13 protein-coding genes and 1 pseudogene are annotated in these 20,504 nt (G+C 50.1%); 13 read left to right on the plus strand and 1 reads right to left on the minus strand.

Translation table 11 applies throughout. From position 1 onward, the window contains the following. Positions 1–69 precede the first annotated feature (69 nt). From TES5_RS08165 to TES5_RS08205, 9 genes are all read left to right on the plus strand, one after another. Complete coding sequence (locus tag TES5_RS08165) at positions 70–1,077, plus strand: Gfo/Idh/MocA family protein (RefSeq protein ID WP_068561374.1); 1,008 nt, start codon at positions 70–72, stop codon at positions 1,075–1,077. A gap of 57 nt (positions 1,078–1,134) precedes the next feature. Continuing rightward, complete coding sequence (locus TES5_RS08170; protein ID WP_232309328.1) at positions 1,135–2,469, plus strand: DEAD/DEAH box helicase; 1,335 nt, start codon at positions 1,135–1,137, stop codon at positions 2,467–2,469. A 384-nt stretch (positions 2,470–2,853) separates the two neighbouring features. Beyond that, positions 2,854–3,840: a LacI family DNA-binding transcriptional regulator gene (locus tag TES5_RS08175; RefSeq protein WP_068561375.1), complete on the plus strand. Its 987-nt coding sequence runs from the start codon at positions 2,854–2,856 to the stop codon at positions 3,838–3,840. A 250-nt stretch (positions 3,841–4,090) separates the two neighbouring features. Then, positions 4,091–5,122, plus strand: a complete 1,032-nt coding sequence (bioB, locus tag TES5_RS08180; protein ID WP_232309329.1) for a biotin synthase BioB — start codon at positions 4,091–4,093, stop codon at positions 5,120–5,122. A gap of 164 nt (positions 5,123–5,286) precedes the next feature. Further along, positions 5,287–6,105 (plus strand): carbonic anhydrase, encoded by an 819-nt coding sequence (locus tag TES5_RS08185; RefSeq protein WP_068561376.1) that lies wholly within the window; start codon positions 5,287–5,289, stop codon positions 6,103–6,105. A 174-nt stretch (positions 6,106–6,279) separates the two neighbouring features. Then, complete coding sequence (locus TES5_RS08190; protein WP_068561377.1) at positions 6,280–7,191, plus strand: AEC family transporter; 912 nt, start codon at positions 6,280–6,282, stop codon at positions 7,189–7,191. Positions 7,192–7,536: 345 nt separating this feature from the next. Beyond that, complete coding sequence (locus TES5_RS08195; RefSeq protein WP_068561378.1) at positions 7,537–8,925, plus strand: PTS transporter subunit EIIC; 1,389 nt, start codon at positions 7,537–7,539, stop codon at positions 8,923–8,925. Positions 8,926–9,572: 647 nt separating this feature from the next. After that, positions 9,573–10,811, plus strand: a complete 1,239-nt coding sequence (locus tag TES5_RS08200) for an L-lactate MFS transporter (RefSeq protein WP_068561379.1) — start codon at positions 9,573–9,575, stop codon at positions 10,809–10,811. Positions 10,812–11,029: 218 nt separating this feature from the next. Then, positions 11,030–12,028 (plus strand): LCP family glycopolymer transferase, encoded by a 999-nt coding sequence (locus TES5_RS08205; RefSeq protein ID WP_068561380.1) that lies wholly within the window; start codon positions 11,030–11,032, stop codon positions 12,026–12,028. A 456-nt stretch (positions 12,029–12,484) separates the two neighbouring features. Here TES5_RS08205 and TES5_RS08210 read toward each other — a convergent pair whose 3' ends face one another. Continuing rightward, entirely contained in the window at positions 12,485–13,081 is a 597-nt protein-coding gene (locus TES5_RS08210; RefSeq protein ID WP_068561381.1) for a pyridoxal-phosphate dependent enzyme, read from the minus strand. 305 nt (positions 13,082–13,386) lie between these two features. On the opposite strand from TES5_RS08210, the gene TES5_RS08215 reads away from it, so the two are divergent. From TES5_RS08215 to TES5_RS15570, 4 genes and pseudogenes are all read left to right on the plus strand, one after another. Then, positions 13,387–14,814: a sucrose-specific PTS transporter subunit IIBC gene (locus tag TES5_RS08215; RefSeq protein WP_068561382.1), complete on the plus strand. Its 1,428-nt coding sequence runs from the start codon at positions 13,387–13,389 to the stop codon at positions 14,812–14,814. Positions 14,815–14,838: 24 nt separating this feature from the next. Continuing rightward, entirely contained in the window at positions 14,839–16,329 is a 1,491-nt protein-coding gene (locus TES5_RS08220; protein ID WP_068561383.1) for a sucrose-6-phosphate hydrolase, read from the plus strand. 864 nt (positions 16,330–17,193) lie between these two features. After that, a complete protein-coding gene (locus tag TES5_RS08225; RefSeq protein WP_068561384.1) occupies positions 17,194–18,390 on the plus strand; it encodes a quaternary amine ABC transporter ATP-binding protein in 1,197 nt (398 codons plus the stop codon). Further along, positions 18,383–20,200: pseudogene (locus tag TES5_RS15570) on the plus strand (ABC transporter permease/substrate binding protein). The gene TES5_RS08225 and the pseudogene TES5_RS15570 overlap by 8 nt, the downstream one beginning before the upstream one ends. Positions 20,201–20,504: the final 304 nt, after the last annotated feature.

Genomic DNA, 20,504 nt, shown 5'->3' on the forward strand with positions numbered 1-20,504 from the left:
TCCACCTTCGATTAGTGTAGAATGGGAATAGAGTGTTTCAAAAAAAACAATGAGTGAGGGGATCAAACCATGATCAGATTAGGCATCATCGGAACAAGCAGCATTGCGCATGCATTCGCAACAGCGGCCAAAGCATCCGGACAATTCGAAATAAAAGCGGTCTACAGCCGCAGCCAGTTCACCGCCCAAAGCTTTGGAGAAGGCTACGGTGCGGATATTTTCGTCACGGACTTGGAAAAATTCACTGCCTTGGAGGAAGTCGATGCCATCTACATCGCATCACCGAACAGCCTCCATTTCCAGCAAGCCATGTCGGCCATCGCCAACGGCAAGCATCTTATCGTCGAAAAGCCGATCTTCTCGAATACAAAAGAATGGGAAACTGCCTTCTCGGCGGCCAAAGCCAATAATGTCTTCCTGTTTGAAGCCGCTCGCCATCTGCATGAGCCAAACTTCGAGCTGGTCCGGAATGAAATCGCCAAATTGGGAGAAATCGACGGCGCTAACTTCACCTATGCAAAATACTCTTCCCGCTATGACCAAGTCTTAGCCGGCGAAGAACCGAATATTTTCTCGCTCGCTTTTTCCGGCGGGGCGCTTGCAGATTTGGGCGTATATTTGCTGTACGCTGCTATCGCTTGGTTCGGTGTGCCTGATGACGTTGATTATGCCGACAAGAAAATCCAGACGGGCGTGGACGGGGCAGGAACCATGTTGCTGAAATATCCGTATTACTCCGTCACCTTGCATACGTCGAAAATCTACAATTCCTTCGCCCATCCTGAAATCTACAGCGGCAAAAAAACCTTGCTTCTCGATGGTATCAATTTGATCCAATCGGTCGAACTGGTGGACGGCGAGACCGATGAACGGTATCAATTGGCCGAAAAAGCAACCGGCCATTTCATGGACGACGAAGTCCGTGCCTTCGCGCGCGTCTTGAATGATCCGGAAAATCCTGATACTATAGAAGACTACGAACGTTGGACGCAGATCAGCCGGGACGTTAACCGGACGATGGAGGCCTTGCGCAAAAAAGCGGGCATCGTTTACCCAGCGGATCTGGACGAGGCGTAAGACAGATTGTTGTACCTGCAACAGGTATGCGCCGCAGTATAAGAAATGAGGAAATGAATGATGATGATGGAAGAAATGGCAATGCCATTCGAAAAATACTGGCATGAGATGAGTTTTCAGCTGCCGACCCCAATCCAAGAGAATGTCTTCAAGCCGTTGCTGCAAGGCAAGGATGTCGTCGGTCTATCGCCGACAGGAACGGGTAAAACGTTGGCTTATGCCATTCCGTTGCTGCAGAGAACGGATGCCAACAAAGAGCTGCAATTGTTGGTGCTTGTGCCTTCGCAGGAGTTGGCTCACCAAGTAGGCCACGTTTTGGCGGAGTGGGGTTCCCTGAAGGACTTGAGCGCGCAAGTGATCATCGGCGGCGCGAACGTCGGCCGTCAGATCGACAAGCTGAAGGAAAAACCGGAAATCGTGGTCGGAACACCGGGACGATTGTTGGAATTGGCCAACCAGAAAAAACTGAAACTGCACAACATCAAGACGGTCATCCTTGATGAAGCGGACTATCTGATGCAGGAGGAGCACTTGAGCGCCCTGCGCGAGTTGATCAAAAAAATGCCGGGTTCCCGTCAGATGGGTTTCTTTTCGGCTACGAACAGCGAAAACCTGAAGGACATCCAAAAGTGGTTCAACACCGAGCCGCTTTGGTTCGACACGACAAAAGAAGGCCAGTTCATGGACCAAACGATTCACGGCTTCATCGAGGCACCTACGCGCAAACGCGCCGAAATGTTGCGCCGTTTGGGCAATCTGGAAGAGATGCAGGCGCTCGTTTTCGTAAATGCTACGCAGGAACTTGATTATTTGGCGCAAAAACTGCAGTTCGAAGGCATCAATGTCCGCATGCTGCACAGCGATTACGGCAAAGCCCAGCGTAAAAACGCCATGGATGAATTCCGCAAAGGCAATGTGACCTTTCTGCTGACAACGGATGTTTCCGCCCGCGGGATCGACATCCAGGATCTGCCTTACGTCATCCATTACGATCTGCCGCTATCGAAGGAAACCTACCTGCACCGCTCCGGACGTACGGGCCGGATGGGCAAAAAAGGGATTGTGCTGTCATTGGTGAATGATCGCAACAGCCGCGATATCAAACGTTTCGCCCCGCATCCGGAAGAAGTGAAGGAATTCTTCATCTACGGTGGCGAGCTCGTTGATCAGTTGCCGAGCCGCGAATCCCGTGACGCCATCCGCGATGCGCAGAAACCGGCCGTCGCCAAAGCTGCTAAAATCCAGAAAAAAGCTGCCTTGGTTGCTTCGAAAGAGGAAGAGGCTAAGAAAGAAGCAGTCGCCAAAAAAACGAAAAAGAAAAAAATCCGCTCCAAAGATCAGAAAAATAAAGGCGCACGCCGCAAGCCAACAGAGAAAAAGCTATCTGAATAACTGATTAACTTTCCGCATTCTGCCGGAAGGACAGGCCGAATCCGCCTATGCGGAGGCTTTCCCCGGCGGCGTGCGGATATTTTTGTTTTTTTGTGAATATGTGGGATGGAACTCCGGTTAAGCCGGGGTTCGCCGGAGGACAGCAATGCAAAATGTGTCCAGTTCCGACAAGACTGCTGCGGCCGGAGGAGACGGATAATACCGGATTACTCCTCCGATGGCGCATCCGCTCGCCGGAGCAGACACCGAAAATGTGAAGATTTCCTTCCTCGATCCGTTGCGGCGCATCCCTTGCACCTGTATAATCAAAGGCAGAGACTTAACCTGTATTCGGATACGGCATAGAGTCCGTTTTGCAGCAAAAGAAAGGGGTGGACGCTATCCATGGTCACAATCAATGACATCGCTAAAATGGCCGGCGTGGCGAAGAGCACGGTTTCCCGCTATCTGAACGGCGGGGCGGTCAGCGGAAAAACGAAGGCGAAGCTGGATGCAATCGTCGCCGAACATGATTACAAACCGAATAAATTTGCCCAAAGCCTGAAAGCGAAGCGCACGCACATGGTCGGAACGATCATCCCGCGTCTGAATTCCTTTGCGACGAACGAAGCGTTGCGGGGCTTGGAGAGTAGTCTGCGCCTATCCAAAAACCAATTGTTGATCACGAATGCGGATCAGAGCCGCGAGCGCGAAATCGAAGCCATCTCCACCTTGGCGAAGCAGCGCGTCGACGGCATCGTCTTCTTCGCGGCGGCCATCACGCCAGCACATGTGAAGGCGTTCGAGGAGGCCGATGTACCGGTCGTCATCGTCGGACAGGCGCATCCCGATTTCCATTGCATCATCCATGATGATGAGAAGGCTGGCTATTCCGTCGGCTCCTACGCGGTGGCGAACGGGCACACGAACATTCTTGTCTTCGGGGTCGACGAGTCCGATAAAGCGGTCGGGGTGACCCGGCGCAACGGCATCGAGCAGGCTTTCGAAGGTCACGACATCGATTATACCTTCGTCAAAACGAGCTTCGCCATGAAGGATGCCTACGAAAAAGCGTTGGAAATACTGCCGCATTCCAAGGCGACTTTTGTGATCGGTGCGACCGACAACATCGCGATCGGGATCATGCGCGCGGCCCATGAACTGCAGCTGGCAATTCCGGATCAATTCTCCTTGGCGGGCTTCGGCGGCTACGAAATCACCGAGGCAGTTTATCCCCGCATCACAACGGTTCATTATCCATTCATGGAGTCCGGCGAATTGGCGGCAAAAATCCTGATGGAATTGATTTTGAAAAAAGAAGTCGACCAGATCCAAAAACTCGATAACCAACTGCTGATAAGGGAATCGACCAAAAAGAATGATCAGCCATAGCTTATGCCAGGATCAATAAACAAAAAAAACGACACTCTAGCAAACTAATGCTGGGGTGTCGTTTTTTGAGCCGTCCGCAATAACACAGAAAAAATACAACCCCGAACAGCGATCCTGCAACACCCAAAATGGATATCCTGTACGTTTTCTCCCTTGTTTCCATTGTTACCCTAACCACCAATTAGGTTGACATCGTGTTTCGCCTATGCCATCATGGATTCAGACACTAAATCAGAATGGATGGGGAAGTATGATGAACGAAAATGAAGCTGTATTATCCGAAAAAAATGAAGAGCGGGCCAGCAGAGGACTGACAACAATGGAAGCAATAAAAAACAAGCTTTATGCCGGCGGACGCCTCAACAAAGCGGAAGCCATGACTTTGACGGAAGTGCCGCTCGAAGAACTGTGCGCAGCCGCCAACGACGTGCGCGAGCATTTCTGCGGAAATGTGTTCGACGTCTGCACGATCATCAACGGCAAAAGCGGAAAATGCTCGGAAAACTGCAAGTTCTGCGCCCAATCCCGCTATTACCGCACGAAAGTGGATGCCTACTCGCTCATCGGATCGGAAATGATCGTCGAACAGGCGAAATATAACGAAGAGCGCGGCGTGCTGCGTTATTCCATCGTTACCTCGGGCAGAGCCTTGTCCAGTAAGGAAGTGGACAAGGTCTGCGAAAGCCTGGAAGCAGTCCAAAAGGAATCGGAGATCGCGCTCTGCGGCTCGTTCGGGCTTTTGGAGGAAACGGAATTCGCCAAACTGAAGCAGGCCGGATTGACGCGTGTCCACAATAATCTGGAAACTTCGCGACGGCACTTTCCGAATGTCTGCACGACCCATACTTACGACGACAAAATCGTCGCCATTCGCGCCGCGCAACAGGCCGGTTTGACAGTCTGCAGCGGCGGAATCATCGGCTTGGGCGAAACGATGGAGGACCGCATCGATATGGTCAACGACTTGCGCGAAATGGGCATCCGTTCGATACCGGTCAATGTGCTGAATCCCATCCCGGGCACGCCGTTCGAGGAAAACGAAGTCGTCAGCGACGACGAGATGAGCCGCATCATCGCGATTTTCCGGCTGCTGGTTCCCGATGCATACATCCGCTTGGCTGGCGGAAGGGGGTTACTTGCGGATAAAGGCAGGCAGTGCTTCCTTTCCGGTGCCAACGCAGCTATTTCCGGCGATATGCTGACGACGGACGGCATCACGATCGAACAGGACATGCGCATGTTGGGCGAACTAGGTTACGAGGTGGTTCTGCGCGATGACTGATGGGACGGGATAGCCCCGCCAGTCCTCTCATCGCAATATCCTTTTGAATTCAGGGAACGAAAGGGATTCTCTGTTGATTTATTGTTTTTCGCGATTGATTCGATAATTTAATTGCGGATTATTATATAATAAGTGGATATTGTTTAGAGGAGGAAAAGTTAAAGATGAACGAAGCAAAAGGATTAAAAAAAGTTTTGGCGGTTCTGGGGGCATTCATTTTATTGAGCCTGAGCGGTTGCGGCCAAGAACAAACGGCGGAAATGGTCAGCAGCGTGCAGGCGACAACGGAACTGGCTTCCGAAGCGGTAGTTGAAGAAACAACCGAAGCAGCAACTGAGGAACATTTGGATTACGAGAACCAGGATGAATGGGACTTCGAATCCGGCGAGATGCAATCCCCAATCAATATCGAAACGAGTGCAGCCGAAGCGATGGTCGCAGACGGCTCGCTGACACTGGACTATGCGGAAGAGATTATCGATGTGGTCGACAACGGGCACAGCATCGAAATCGAAGACGGCGGGCAAGCGACGATTGCCGGACGCAGTTTTGAACTGGCGCAATTCCATCTGCATTCCCCTAGCGAGCATACAGTGGATGGAGAAAGTTTCCCGATCGAACTGCATTTTGTCCACAAGGCACAGGACGGACGCTTGGCGGTCATCGCGGTCTTCTTTAAAGAAGGAACAGAGAACGCTGCCTTCCAGTCAATTTTGGATGATGTGGAGGCAAACGAAGAAACAACCGTTGCCAGCGGACTCAGCCTCAACGTTGCCGAACTGCTTCCAGCGAACAAAAGCTACTACCATTACCTAGGATCCCTGACGACACCGCCGCTGACAGAAAATGTCGAGTGGTACGTGCTGGCGAACCCTGTGGAAGTCTCCGCGGAACAGATTGCGGCCTTCAACGAATATTATCAAGGCAACAACAGAGAAGTCCAACCATTGGGCGAGCGTTCTGTTTTGAAATACGAAGAATAACAAGCCTTTTTCAAAGTTCCGCTCAAGCACATTCCAGTGGGGAAGGCGGAACTTTTTTCAATTCTCCGACCGGACGCAAAAGAATCCGTAACGCGATTACAAAATGAAGATAAATCGGATGTGACGGTATTTTTTTGTTATAATTGAAGGAAAAACGCGAGCAGGGGGAACGTAATGGGGGAAATAGCAGCAAAAGCCGCATCATTGATATTGATCATCGTGATCGGCTACGTCATCAAACGAATCGGATGGGTCAAAGCAGAAGATTTCCCGAAATTTTCGAAAATCGTTTTGCGGATCACGTTGCCCTGCGCACTGATCACCAGTTTCAACACGTTCGACATCACCTACAATCTGCTGTTTTTGACCGCAATCGGCCTCATCGCTAACTTGGTCCTGCAAATCACCGGCTATCTGGTAAATCAGCGGAAAGGCGGCATAGCGCAGGCTTTCGGAATCATCAACCTCGGCAGCTACAACGTAGGGGCCTTTGCGATGCCCTATATCGCCGGATTGATGGGCCCGCAGTCGATCATTTTCGCATCCCTTTTCGATGTCGGCAATTCCTTCGGGGCAGCCGGAATCGGTTATGGCTGGCCCCGTTCGGTGGCGGACGAGAATCAAAAAACGACCTTAGGCGGCTTCCTCAAACTCATGTTCCTTTCGCCGTTGTTCGATACCTATCTGTTGCTGCTGTTGATGCGTCTGTTCGGGTTGCAATTGCCAGATGCAGTCATCACCTTTACTTCCACTGTGGGCGGCGCCAATACATTCCTGGCTATGCTGATGATCGGGATAGGTTTGGAATTGGGCTTGGATGCACACCGCTTCAAGCTAGCCTTCAAATACTTGGCCATCCGCTACGGATTTTCGCTGATCTTTTCCATCCTGACAGTACTCTTCCTGCCGGTATCAATGGTCGTGAAGACGATCCTCTGCATGCTGTTCTTTTCGCCGATCGCTTCCATGGCGACCGGATTCACCGACGAAGCGGGCGGGGATGTCGAAACCTCCGCTTTCATGAATTCCGTCTCCATCCTGATCGGGATCTTCGCGATGCCGTTTGTGCTGGCGCTTATGGGATAACTAAATACAGAATCTTTGCCTTCGTTCTGCTCGTCAGCGTCAACCAAGTGTGGGACTTCGCTGTTGGCATCGTCACCGTCGTGTCACTCTTTGCCATCATTTTGACGATTTTGCCAAGGAAAGGCCGTCGCCAGCCGGCCCATAATAAACACAAATTTTTTTAGAAAACGCTTGACATTAAATGTGAAAGGGTTTACTATTTAAATCAAGAGGAACCGGTTTCACTGATAAAAAACGTGCTCCTCTCATTTTTGAACCGAAAAGGAACCGGTTCCGAAACAGGTTGAAACACAGCTTGTATTGCACTTATTCTTAGGCACAACAGAACAAAAGGAGGAATCATTAATGAAAAATGAGCAAACCATCAAAGACATTCTTGACGCTGTGGGAGGCCAAGATAATGTCAAAAATTTTGAACACTGTGCTACCAGACTTCGAATTATCTTAAGAGATAACAGCAAGGCGAACAAGGAAAAGGCGGAAAATGTCACTGGAAGCAAAGGTTATTTCTTTAATACAGGACAACACCAGTTTATTTTCGGAACTGGAAAGGTAAATGAAGTCTATTCTGAATTTAAGCAATATACAAAGATGGATGAATCAGCGGATACAGCGTTTAAAGAAGACGTTTACTCCAACATGACTCCCGTTCAGAGAGTCGTTCGAACTTTGGCGGATATTCTAATTCCTCTAATTCCTGCACTGGTTACAACGGGACTATTAATGGGTTTAAGAGGACTTCTTGTGGAGCTGGGTGTAGAATTTAGTCCATTTATGTTGAGCATGTTCCAGATGCTGACAGATACCGCATTTGCTTTCCTACCAGTACTTATTGCCTATAGTGCCACTCGTAAATTTGGTGGAAATCCCATCATCGGTATCGTAGTTGGCCTTATGATGGTATCTCCTAATTTGCCTAATGCTTGGGCTGTAGCCGGTGGAAGCGCTGAAGCAATCAACGTTTCTTTCTTAGGACTTAATATTCCTATTGTAGGTTATCAAGGATCTATCATCCCCGCTATCGTAGCAGGGTATCTAATATCAAGAATTGAGAAAGAGCTACGAAAAGTTGTTCCTCAAATCATCGACCTGATTGTGACGCCGTTTGTAACATTAACAGTAACCATTTTTCTAATGCTCTTTATCTTAGGTCCTATCACTCATACATTCGAGATTGCAGTCAGTGACTTTATCGTCATGCTGATCAATGCACCTTTAGGTATTGGATATATCATATTTGGCGCACTTCAACAACTCTTGGTTATTACAGGGCTTCATCATTCTTTGTCAATCATTGAGCTTCAGCTACTTGCCGATACAGGTGAAAATGTGCTAAACCCACTTATTACAGCCAGTATGGCCGGACAATTAGGGGCAGCGATCAGTGCAACTTTACTAATGAATGTTAAATTAAAGAGAACTAACGCTATTTCTTCTTCCTCATCTACCTTATTTGGAATTACAGAACCTCTTCTCTTCGGTGTGAATCTGAGAAGTTTGAGAATACTGGTTTCCGGCATGTTGGGAGGAGCTGTGGGTGGTCTGCTTACGTATATCTTTGGCTTATCCGCTACAGGTATGGGAATCACCTTTGTTCCTGGACTGTTGCTGTACACCAGTAGTTTCGCATCTATGATCCAGTACCTGATTGTCATTGCAGGGGCCTTTGTGACAGCGTTCATTTCTGTGAAAGTACAGTCGAATAAAATTTCAGAGCAGATCAATTTAGATTAATTAATTGAATCAAGAAAGAGGGAAGTGCCTCAGAACCAGAAAATCTTTTTCTGGTTCTGAGGCACTCCCTTTTCTATGTTTGTGGGCAGACATCCCCCACTAAACCGCAAACAAGAGACTTCCTCCTATTGAGACTCCCCCTTTAAATTTATTGGGTTGTCTGATAACTACTGTGAATGGGGGCTGCCGCTACAGACGTGCCAATGGGCTTAATTTCCTTAAGACAACTGGCGGAGTCTGGATGCTGAACTGTACGCACTATGGTGTTAGAGGACAGTATATGGACCGAGTTTTCCTCCGACGAACGTAGGCTACGCCGGAGTTCGGCCTGCATTAAGCGTGCTGTCCTCCGATGAGACCGTGCCCGTCGGAGGAGGAGCCCAGAAGTTGCGTTCGTCCTCCGGTAAGCGCTCCCTCGCCGGAGTAGGGTGCCCGCGCAAGCAACCTTGCTCCGGCCGGCCACCAAAGCACATATAGTATCAGTCTATAACTGAATATATCAATTAAGTGTTACCCTATACCTCGATTCCGTGGCATACTGGAACAACCTTCAAATGTGAAAGGCATAAGCAAATATTGGGATAGCGGCGCTGCTTTTACGCCAATCTCTTTAAAAAATAGAAAAAATCGGATAAGGGGGAACAATAATGAAGAAAGAAACAAATCGTTGGGTGGTGCTGATAAGCTCGATGGGGATTTTGTTGTGTACCGGTATTGTCTATACGTTCAGCGTTTTTGCAGGCCCGTTGGCGGAATTGCGGGGATGGGCGATACCAGACATCATGATGGCTTTCGCGATCAATTCCGCGGTGGGGCCGATTCCGATGATCTTCGGCGGCTATTTTACGGACCGCGGCTGGGCAAAATGGATCGCCCGCATCGGCGTTTTGCTTTTCGGTATCAGCTTCGCTTTCACCGGGCAAGCGACGAGCATCTTCCAGTTGTACCTGATCTACGGCATCTTCGGCGGCTTTGCGCAGAACTTTGCCTATTCCGCTTGCCTCAGCAACACAATCCGCTTTTTCCCGGATAAAAAAGGCTTGGCTTCCGGTCTGATCACGGGAGGCATGGGCGGAGCTGCGATCATCGCGGCTCCGATCGCGAATGCGCTGATCGAACGCTATGGCGTGAGCCAAGCTTTCTGGCGCATGGGCTTGGCATATGCGCTGGTAGGTTTCTTTTTCAGTCTGTTCATCCGCTCGGCACCGAAACAAATCGTTCCTCAAACCGCTGCGACCTCCGAAAAGGCTCCAACCAAAGCCATAACCGCAAACAAAAACTGGAAGGAAATGTTGGCGACCCCATCCTTCTACCTGTTGATCCTGATGTTCGCGATGGGCGCCTTTTCCGGCCTGATGATCGCTTCGAACGCCTCTTTGATCGGGCAGTCCATGTTCGGTTTGTCGGCATCGGCCGCAGCCGCTTACGTCAGTCTGTATTCCTTGAGCAACACGTCCGGCCGAGTATTCTGGGGCGCGGTTTCCGATCGCATCGGTCAGATCCGCGCGGTCATTATCATCTACAGTGCCATCATTTTTGCTTTCGTCCTGCTCGTCAGCGTCAACCAAGTGTGGGCATTTGCTGTCGGGATCGTCACTTTGGGTCTCTGTTTTGGCGGGGTCATGGGCGTCTTCCCGGGATTGGTCATGGATAACTTTGGTCCGGCGAATCAGGGCGTCAATTACGGCATCGTCTTCATCGGTTTTTCGAGTGCCGCCTTCGTTGCGCCGAAAGTGACTGCCTCATTGGCTACCGCAAACAATGGCGATTTCACGAAAGCCTTCTATGTCGCGATTGCTGTCGTCCTCATCGGACTGGGCTTGAGCCTCGTCTATGCAAAAAGAAAAGCGGATGCTGTGGAAGCGGCCGTAGAAACAATCCAATGACAAGCGCATGAATGCACGGATAGTCAAACACCCGGAAATCAGGTTACTGCTGATTTTTGGGTGTTTTTATCTGGATTGGAAATAATGGAGATGCAGCCTTTTGGAACGGCTGTCTAAAGATTTCAAAACGACTTTACTAACCGGCTAAAGTAATCTAAAATATAGTAAACACCGACAATTATTTTATAGTTGGCTTTCAGAAAAGAGGAGAAATAATAATGCGCTCAAAAAAACGAAATAATAACGGTTTGAAAATATTCGTCAGCATCCTTGCAATTCTGGTGATTGGTATCCTCGGGTATATCTACTCGATTTATGCAAATGTGAAAGACTCGATGGATACGGCATACACACCTGTCGAAGTTGAAACCTTTCGGACATCGAATACCGGCACTGTAGCCGATTCCTCTGAGGACGAAGAAAGTAGGACCAATGCTGGAGCAATGACCCCTTCGGAACTCCTGGAAGCCGGCGAGCCAGTTTCAATTCTGTTGTTGGGCGTCGACACTGGCGATTTGGGCCGCACAGAACAAGGCCGTTCCGATTCTATGGTGGTCGTCACAATCAATCCACACACCCAAAAGACAACACTATTGAGCATCCCGCGCGATACGTACACCGAAATCGTCGGTTACGGCACTTCGGACAAAATCAACCACGCTTATGCATTTGGCGGCACCGCTATGTCGATCAATACTGTGCAGCAGATGTTGGATATCCCTATCGATTTCTACGTGATGGTCAACATGGCCGGCATCCAGGAAATCGTAGATGCGGTTGGCGGCATCACTGTCGAGAGCCCGCTAACCTTCAATCAGAATGGCTACGATTTCGTACAAGGCACGAACCAACTGGATGGTAAGGCAGCTTTGGCTTTCGCACGTATGCGCTATGAAGATCCAGCCGGCGATACCGGTCGTCAAGGTAGACAGCGACTGGTCATCGAGGCCGTCATCCGTAAATTGGCGACACCTGAAACACTGCTGAATTATCAGACCATTTTACAGTCCCTGTCATCCAACGTGCAGACGAGTTTCCAACTGTCTGATTTCTACACGCTCCAAAGCCAAGATTACTTAGGAGCGGTCGACAACATGAATCAGCAACAACTTGGCGGTACAGGTGGCATGATGAATGAAATTTACTATAACTTCGTGGATGAAACCGAAATGACGCGCGTCCAGGACCTACTGCAGGCAGAACTCGAACTCGAATAAACGTCAAAGGCACCTCTTTAAGGAGGGACCAACATGAATAAGAAGAATAAAAGGCGGGAAATTTTGCTGGCCGTGGGATTGATTGGACTGCTCGGTTACCCTGTGGTGACGCTGAACAGATGACTTCTTGCCGACACCGGATTGGCCGACCGAACTGTAGCCGCGGCACAAAGCAGCAGTTCACTTACCCAAGCTACGGAAAATCAAGTCAGCATCACCTTTTTTTCAAAAAAAGTGGGCGATGTGGATGACGCCGAACGGATCCAGCGCGCGGTCGACTACTGCAGCGACGGAGTCCATGTCTACACGAATGCAGCGGTGACGGTGAGCAACAGCACGTCATGCAATTGCTTCCGCATCAGTTTGCTGAACGCAAACTGCAAGACACCGAACAGCCGACGAATCCCACATTCGTCGGCTGTTCCTTATTATCCCTTAACATTTAATGTTTCGGCCTCAACGGATTGCGCGCATGCCGAGCAGTTCGACGTCGCAAGCCAGATGATCCGCAGAAACGGTTTGTTCGTACATCAGATCGGTGGAGAGGTATTTCTTGTTGTCGTCGGCAAAGACGGTCGCGACAACGGCATCCTTGTTGCCTAACAGATCTTGGGCCTTCAGGACGCCCAAATTGTTGACGCCCGATGAGATGCCGACGCCGAGTCCGAGCACACGCGCGAGTTTGCGGGACATGTTTATGGCGTCGCAGTCATCGATCAGGTTGATCCGTTCCTTGCTCATCCAGTCGGGCATGAAAATCGTGAACGGATTGCCCAGGTAGGCACCGATCGCAGCAAAAGCGATGCCGGTGTTGCCGCTGGTCGACTCCGCAATCGGCATACCTTCAGCGATAGCGCCCGTTTCGTACGCCTGGCGGAGGATGTGGCAGGCGACGCGATCCTTGATGCTGCCTGAGTAATTGTAGTATTCCGCCTTCGCGTACACGATCCGCGCTTCGCTTTTGTAGAGCAAAGAAATTTCCAGCATCGGGGTGTGGCCGATCAAAGCAGCCAAACCATTAAATTTTTCGGACTTTTTTTCATTTATCGTCATGGTCGAAAAACCTCCCATACTTATGTCATGTCGCGCTTTGTCTTCATTTTAACGCTTTTGCCAAGGAAAGGCCATCGCCAGCCGGTCCATAAAAAATACAAAATAATTTTATAGAAAACGCTTGACTTTATCCTTGAAAGGGTTTACTATTCATATCAAGAGGAACCGGTTTCACCAATACAGAAAACCTGCTCCTTATCATTTTGAACCAGAAAGGAACCGGTTCCGAAAAGAGATAAAACTTAGTCATTATTGCACTTATTCTTAGGTACAGCTTATCAAAGCAAAGGAAAGAGGGAGAAAAAATGGATTACAAAAAGATTGCAGAAGAATTGTTGACGGACATCGGCGGGAAAGACAACGTACAGGCGGCGACGCACTGCGCGACACGACTACGCTTGGTTTTGAGGGATGAAAGCAAAGTCGATCAAGCGGGATTGGACGCACGCGACGAAGTCAAAGGGACTTTCTCCACAGCTGGTCAATACCAGATTATTCTTGGTTCCGGAACAGTCAATGAAGTCTACAAAGAATTCATCAAAATGGCCGGCATCGATGCCATGAGCAAAGAGGAAGTCAAAACAGCCGGCTCGCAAAAATTGAATCCGATCCAACAAGGCGTCAAGTTGCTTTCGGATATCTTCGTACCGATCATCCCGGCCATCGTAGCTTGTGGTTTGATGATGGGATTGAACAACGTATTCACGGCACAGGATTTGTTTGTTACCGGAAAATCGCTGATTGAAGCTTATCCAGCCATCGAAGGTTTTGCAGCGATGATCAATACTTTCTCCAACGCGGCATATGTCTTCCTTCCAGTCCTGATCGGTTTCAGCGCAACGCAGAAATTCGGCGGCAACCCATACTTGGGAGCTGTTTTGGGGATGTTGATGGTCCACCCGGATCTTGTCAATGCCTACAACTATCCAGCAGTATTGGCTGCAGGCGAAGTGCCTTTTTGGGATATCTTCGGATTCGAAATCGCGAAAGTCGGCTACCAAGGAACAGTACTGCCGATCTTGTTCGCAGCTTACATCTTGGCGAAAATCGAAACTTTCTTGCACAAACGCGTGCACACATCATTGGATAACCTGGTCACACCGCTGTTCGCCTTGGTCATCACAGGGTTCCTGACTTTCACATTGGTAGGACCATTGATGCGTACGCTCGGCGACGCGATGACAAACAGCCTTGTATGGTTGTATGACACGACAGGTGCCATCGGCGGAGCCATCATCGGTTTCTTCTACGCGCCACTGGTCGTTACCGGTATGCACCACAGCTTCATCGCTGTTGAAACGCAATTGTTGGCTGATATCGCTAAAACAGGCGGTACGTTCATCTTCCCGATCGCAGCAATGTCAAACGTGGCTCAAGGAGCTGCTGCATTAGCGATGTTCTTCATCATCAAGGAACAAAAAGCGAAAAGCTTGGCTTCCGCTTCCGCAATTTCCGCTTACTTGGGGATCACTGAGCCTGCCATGTTCGGTATCAACCTGAAATACCGCTACCCATTCTACGCAGCAATGATCGGTTCCGGCGTCAGCAGCGCGTTCATCTCGTTCTTCAAAGTCAAAGCAATCGCAATGGGCGCAGCCGGCCTGCCGGGTGTCATCTCGATCAAACAAGAAGACTTGTGGTTCTACGTCCTGGGCATGCTGATCGCGACAGTCGTGACAATCACAATGACTTTCTTCTTCAGCAAACGCGACTGGACGAAAAAAACAGCTTAATCAAGCACGGAAAGGAATAAAACGATGAAAGAATGGACGCGCGAGGAGCGCTATAAACAAATCTCGGATTATTCCGACAACTATCTGGACGAATTGGCGAAACGGGTGGCGCAGTCACCCTTCCGCCAAAACTACCATATCCAACCGAACACAGGCCTTTTGAACGATCCGAACGGCTTCACCTATTTCGACGGCAAATGGCATCTCTTCTACCAATGGTTTCCGATGGGCGCGGTCCACGGCCTGAAGCACTGGTTCCATCTGACTTCGACGGACCTCGTGCAATGGAAAGAGGAGGGCGTCGCGCTGTTGCCTGACAACGCGTACGACAGCAACGGTGTCTATTCCGGCAGCGGCTTCGTCAAGGACGGCCAGTTGCATGTCATGTACACAGGCAATGTCCGCACGGATGAATGGGAACGGGTGCCGAACCAAATCGTTGCCCGTATGGAGGAAGACGGAAGCTTCACGAAGTTCCTGCCACCCGCTATCGCCGGCAATCCGGAAGGCTACACCGACCATGTCCGCGATCCCAAAGTCTGGGAGCAGCATGGCATCTATTACGCCGTCATCGGGGCCCAACGCACTGACGAAACCGGCACGATTCTGATGTACCGCTCGGCTGATGCGGTGGAGTGGGAATTGATGGGCGAAGTCGACGCTGGTTTGCCGGACTTCGGCTTCATGTGGGAATGTCCGGACCTATTCGAAATCGACGGCAAAACGGTGCTGCTGTTTTCGCCGCAAGGACTGGATCCTGAAGGTGACCGTTACCAGAACATTTTCCAGACCGGCTATGTCATCGCCGATGATTTCCGGATGGATGAGCTGAAATTGGAGCATGGAGGCTTCCAGGAACTGGATGTCGGCTTCGATTTCTACGCCACCCAGACCGCCGAAAGCCCGGATGGCCGCCGCATCTTGACGGCTTGGATGGGATTGCCGGATGTCGCGTACCCGACCGATAGCGAAGATTGGGCGCACTGCCTGACGCTGCCGCGCGAGTTGTCTCTCAAGGATGGCAAGCTGATCCAGCAGCCGGTCCGCGAATTGGTTGCTTTGCGCAAAGAGCAGGCCTTGTCTGAATCCGGCTTGTTGTCTGAAGCTAAGCATTTCGAGCGCAGTGGCGCAAATTGCTACGAACTCAAGCTGGATGTAGCATTTCCGGCGACAGCCGACTACGCGCCGGTGACAGTGGATCTCTGCGAAGATGCCGCCAACGACAAACGTTTCCGCATCACCTTGGATCCAAACACAAAGAAAATCACGATCGACCGCAGCCGCTGCGGCATCCCGTTCGCCGAAGAATTCGGCACGACCCGCACGCTGGCGCTCGGACAGATGGATGAAGTGAAGCTTCAGATTTTCGTCGACACCAGTTCGATCGAAATCTTCGTCAACGACGGCGAAGGCACCTTCACCTCCCGCGTGTTCCCCGAAGCGGGAGAGACCGGCCTGTCGCTCGCGGCAGGCAGCACAATCGATTACAGCCTCGAACTTTGGGAATTGGCCTGAAGCAGCAGCGAATGATAGTTGAACGCACCACCCATTAACTCTGTTTGGCAGAGCAATGGTGGTGCGTTTTTTTGCATTTGGCTTGCGGAGGCGCGGATGGAGAGGCGTGGAGACACGGAATAGCCCGCCAAAAGCGGTTTGGTGGGGAAAAAAGCAGCGCGCGCAACCGAGTTTCCCCGCCAAGCGTGCATTGGAAGGTTATTTTCAGGAAATCTGTCCCTAAAAGCCCGCCAAAACCATTTTGGCGGGCTTTCTCGATACAAGTGCTTGTAAAATAACCTGTCGGTGCGCGCTGCGGGGCTGCTGACGACTGAATGGAATGCACAAGTTTCCGGATTTTCGAGAATTGTCGAATGAACCACCGCTATTCGACAATCTGCACTCTGGAAACGACGAAATTGTCGAATAGCTGATGACATTCGACAATTTTGACATTACGAGCCGCCGTACAGTCGAATGCCGGGAACACATTCGACAATTTGAGCTCTAAGCACAGAAAAAACATCGGTGGTGTCCGTATGTTGTGTGGTGCGTATGTCAACATAACGATTCATCCAAGAAGTTAATTTAAAAAAATCCGGATACTCCGCAGTTACCTTTAGGAAGCGTGTGTAACCGCATACTTTTTCGCTAAAAATTCACAAATAATTCATTTTTTATTTGCATATCCGCGCCATAACTGGATAATAGTGGTTATACCTTTGTGATGTAACGAAATTATCTTCAATTTATATTTTCGGAATAAATGAAAATGTAACACTATATTTGTATATTACGGAGACACAAAACAGGATTCGGGCTTTCATTCCCATTACCAACAGAATCCACGCACATAGCATCAAAAATTTGAGAGGAGCAATGCACTTGCCGAAAATAAAAATAGAGAACGTAACGAAAATTTTTGGAAAAAAAGCAGATAAGGCTCTGGAACTGCTTGAACAAAAGAAGAGCAAACAGGACATCCTGCGTGCCACTGGGGCGACAGTAGGGGTCAACAACGTCAGTCTTTCCATAGAAGAAGGGGAAATCTTCGTCATCATGGGTCTTTCCGGAAGCGGGAAGTCGACACTTGTGCGGATGTTCAACCGTCTGATCGAACCGACGAAGGGGAACATCCTGATCGATGGCGAAAATTTGTCGATCATGGACAAGAAGGCATTACGCCAAGTCCGTCGGGAAAAAATGAGTATGGTTTTCCAGAACTTCGGCTTATTCCCGCACCGCACGATTTTGGAGAACACCGAGTACGGACTCGAAGTGCAGGGCGTAGCAAAAGCCGAGCGCAAGGAAAGAGCGCAACAGGCTTTGGAAAATTCAGGCCTGGGCGATTACAGCGATCAGTATCCGCACCAATTATCAGGTGGGATGCAGCAACGGGTCGGGTTGGCCCGTGCTTTGGCGAATAACCCGGAAATTCTATTGATGGACGAAGCTTTCTCGGCTTTGGATCCATTGATCCGTCGTGAGATGCAGGATGAACTGTTGGATCTGCAGGCAAATGTCAGCAAGACCATCATATTCATCACCCATGATCTGAACGAAGCTTTGCGTATCGGTGACCGGATCGCGCTGCTGAAGGACGGGGAATTGGTCCAAATCGGTACGCCTGAGGAAATTTTGACCAATCCGGCAACGCGCTATGTCGAAAAATTCGTGGAGGACGTCGATCGTTCGAAAGTGTTGACTGCCGAACACATCATGAAGCGTCCGATCGTCATGAATATCGAAAAACACGGGCCGCTCTTCGCGTTGGAATTATTGCGCCAAGAAGGGATTTCGACGATCCTGGTGGTGGACAATCACCGCAGACTGAAAGGGTACATCACTGCCGAAGACGCCACGAAAGCGTTGAAAGCCAATGCTACGAAAGTGGATGGCATCCTCAGAGAAGATATCCCGACAGTCTCCAAAGATACTACCTTGAGCGATATTTTCCCGATCATCCATGATTCAAGCTCGCCGGTCGCTGTCATCGAAAACGACAGATTGGTGGGTGTTCTTGTCAGAGGCGCCGTCATAGCCGCTTTGGCAGGAGAAAGTGAGGTGTCCGTAAATGAATAATCTATTAAATTTCATTCCTGAATTGCCGGTTGCCGAGTTCACTGAATACATCACGGACAAGACCGCTGACACGTTCAGTTTCCTGTTCGATCCGATCAAAGCGTCTTCGCAGACGTTGATTGATCTGATGACGTCAACGCTGACGGCCATCCCGGCTGTCATCCTGATTGCATTAGTGGCGCTGCTGGCATTCTTTGCTTCAGGCAAAAAATTCGGCCTGGCCATCTTTTCTGTCGTCGGTCTCTGGTTTATCCACAATCAAGGGCTATGGGAAGACTTGATGTTCACCTTGACGCTGGTCTTGTTCTCGAGCTTGCTGTCCGTCCTGATCGGCGTGCCTTTCGGTATCCTGATGGCGAAAAGCAAAATCGCGAACAACATCATCAATCCGATCCTGGATTTCATGCAGACGATGCCGGCCTTTGTTTATCTGATTCCGGCTGTAGCCTTCTTCGGAATCGGGATGGTTCCCGGGGTGCTCGCGTCACTTATTTTCGCGATCCCGCCGACCGTCCGCTTCACGAATCTGGGGATCAGACAAGTCTCCACCGAACTGGTTGAAGCAGCCGAATCATTCGGCAGCACCGGTGCGCAAAGGTTGTTCAAAGTCGAATTACCATTAGCGAAAGCCACGATCATGGCCGGTATCAACCAAACCGTTATGCTGTCCTTGTCGATGGTCGTCATCGCTTCGATGATCGGTGCACCTGGCTTGGGCCGTAATGTCCTTTCCGCCTTGCAACGCGCCAAAATCGGTTCCGGTTTCGTATCCGGCTTGGCTTTGGTTGTACTTGCCATCATCATCGACCGTCTGACCCAGAAATTCAGCAAAAAGAGCGCCTCATAACACTGTTTAATGACGCAACGATTCCTGATTGCCAAACAAAAAGGAGAGAAACATAATATGACAAAAACAACAAAACGTAACTGGAAACGACTTGGACTTACTGCCGGATTAGGCCTGGGTGTCTCGCTGATCGCCGCTGGCTGCGGTGCGGCCGAAACAGAATCCATGGAAGATACAGTCGGAAAAGGCCAGGAAATCGAACTGGCCTACGTCGAATGGGATGACGCAGTGGCCACAAACCATGTCGTTGCCCAAGTATTGGAAGACCTCGGTTACGATGTGACCTTGACTCCATTGGATAACGCCATCATGTGGGAAGCCGTCTCGACAGGCGAAGCCGATGCCATGCTGAGTGCGTGGCTGCCGGGAACGCATGCCGCGCAACTGGAAGAATACGGCGACAAGATGGTCGACCTGGGCGGAAGCCTTGAAGGCGCGAAAATCGGTTTGGCCGTTCCTGCGTATATGGATGTCGACTCGATCGCAGATCTGACCGATCAAGCCGGCAAATCCATCACCGGAATCGAGCCAGGTGCCGGAATCGTAGCGGCCACTGAACGCGCCATCGCGGATTACTCGAACTTGAGCGATTGGGCAATCGAGACGTCCTCATCCGGCGCCATGACCGTCACACTCGGACAAGCGATCGAAAATGAAGAAGAGATCATCATCACAGCCTGGAACCCGCACTGGAAATTCTCGGCTTACGACCTGAAATACCTGGATGATCCCAACGGCATTTTCGGCGGCGAAGAGACCGTCCACACGATGGTGCGTGAGGGACTCGAAACCGACATGCCGGAAGCTTACCAAGTGCTGGATCAATTCCAATGGACCATCGAAGATGTCGAAGCATTGATGCTCCAAATCTATGAAGGCGAATCAGCCGAAGATGCTGCCGAAGCCTTTGTCGAAGCCAATCCGGATCTAGTCGCAGAATGGACTGCTGGCGTAGCTAAATAATGAATGTTGAACACTAATAGGAGTTGCTGCCTCGGACTGAGGCAGCAACTCCTATTTTCGTACCGAAAGTGCGGCGGATGTCCGATTCATTGGGATTATCGGACAACCGTCGACCCGAACGTATGCCGGATGTCCGATTCATTGGGATTATCGGACAACCGTCGACCCGAACGTATGCCGAATGTCCGATTCATCAGCGTTATCGGACAACCTTCGATCCAAATGTGTTCAAAGCATAATAGTGAGACGCGAAAACCTGACAAACACATGGAATGTATTCATTTCACGCAAAAAATCGAAGACG

This window comes from Trichococcus sp. ES5, assembly GCF_900067165.1.
In the GTDB taxonomy this organism is placed as follows: domain Bacteria; phylum Bacillota; class Bacilli; order Lactobacillales; family Aerococcaceae; genus Trichococcus; species Trichococcus flocculiformis.

Excerpts from the sequence above, each read along its gene's own strand:
- TES5_RS08200 (WP_068561379.1), top strand. The coding sequence starts at position 9,573 with ATGAAGAAAGAAACAAATCGTTGGGTGGTGCTGATAAGCTCGATGGGG.
- TES5_RS08220 (WP_068561383.1), top strand. The coding sequence starts at position 14,839 with ATGAAAGAATGGACGCGCGAGGAGCGCTATAAACAAATCTCGGATTAT.
- TES5_RS08185 (WP_068561376.1), top strand. The coding sequence starts at position 5,287 with ATGAACGAAGCAAAAGGATTAAAAAAAGTTTTGGCGGTTCTGGGGGCA.
- TES5_RS08175 (WP_068561375.1), top strand. The coding sequence starts at position 2,854 with ATGGTCACAATCAATGACATCGCTAAAATGGCCGGCGTGGCGAAGAGC.
- TES5_RS08205 (WP_068561380.1), top strand. The coding sequence starts at position 11,030 with ATGCGCTCAAAAAAACGAAATAATAACGGTTTGAAAATATTCGTCAGC.
- TES5_RS08215 (WP_068561382.1), top strand. The coding sequence starts at position 13,387 with ATGGATTACAAAAAGATTGCAGAAGAATTGTTGACGGACATCGGCGGG.
- TES5_RS08190 (WP_068561377.1), top strand. The coding sequence starts at position 6,280 with ATGGGGGAAATAGCAGCAAAAGCCGCATCATTGATATTGATCATCGTG.
- bioB (WP_232309329.1), top strand. The coding sequence starts at position 4,091 with ATGATGAACGAAAATGAAGCTGTATTATCCGAAAAAAATGAAGAGCGG.
- TES5_RS08170 (WP_232309328.1), top strand. The coding sequence starts at position 1,135 with ATGATGATGATGGAAGAAATGGCAATGCCATTCGAAAAATACTGGCAT.
- TES5_RS08195 (WP_068561378.1), top strand. The coding sequence starts at position 7,537 with ATGAAAAATGAGCAAACCATCAAAGACATTCTTGACGCTGTGGGAGGC.
- TES5_RS08165 (WP_068561374.1), top strand. The coding sequence starts at position 70 with ATGATCAGATTAGGCATCATCGGAACAAGCAGCATTGCGCATGCATTC.
- TES5_RS08210 (WP_068561381.1), bottom strand. The coding sequence starts at position 13,081 with ATGACGATAAATGAAAAAAAGTCCGAAAAATTTAATGGTTTGGCTGCT.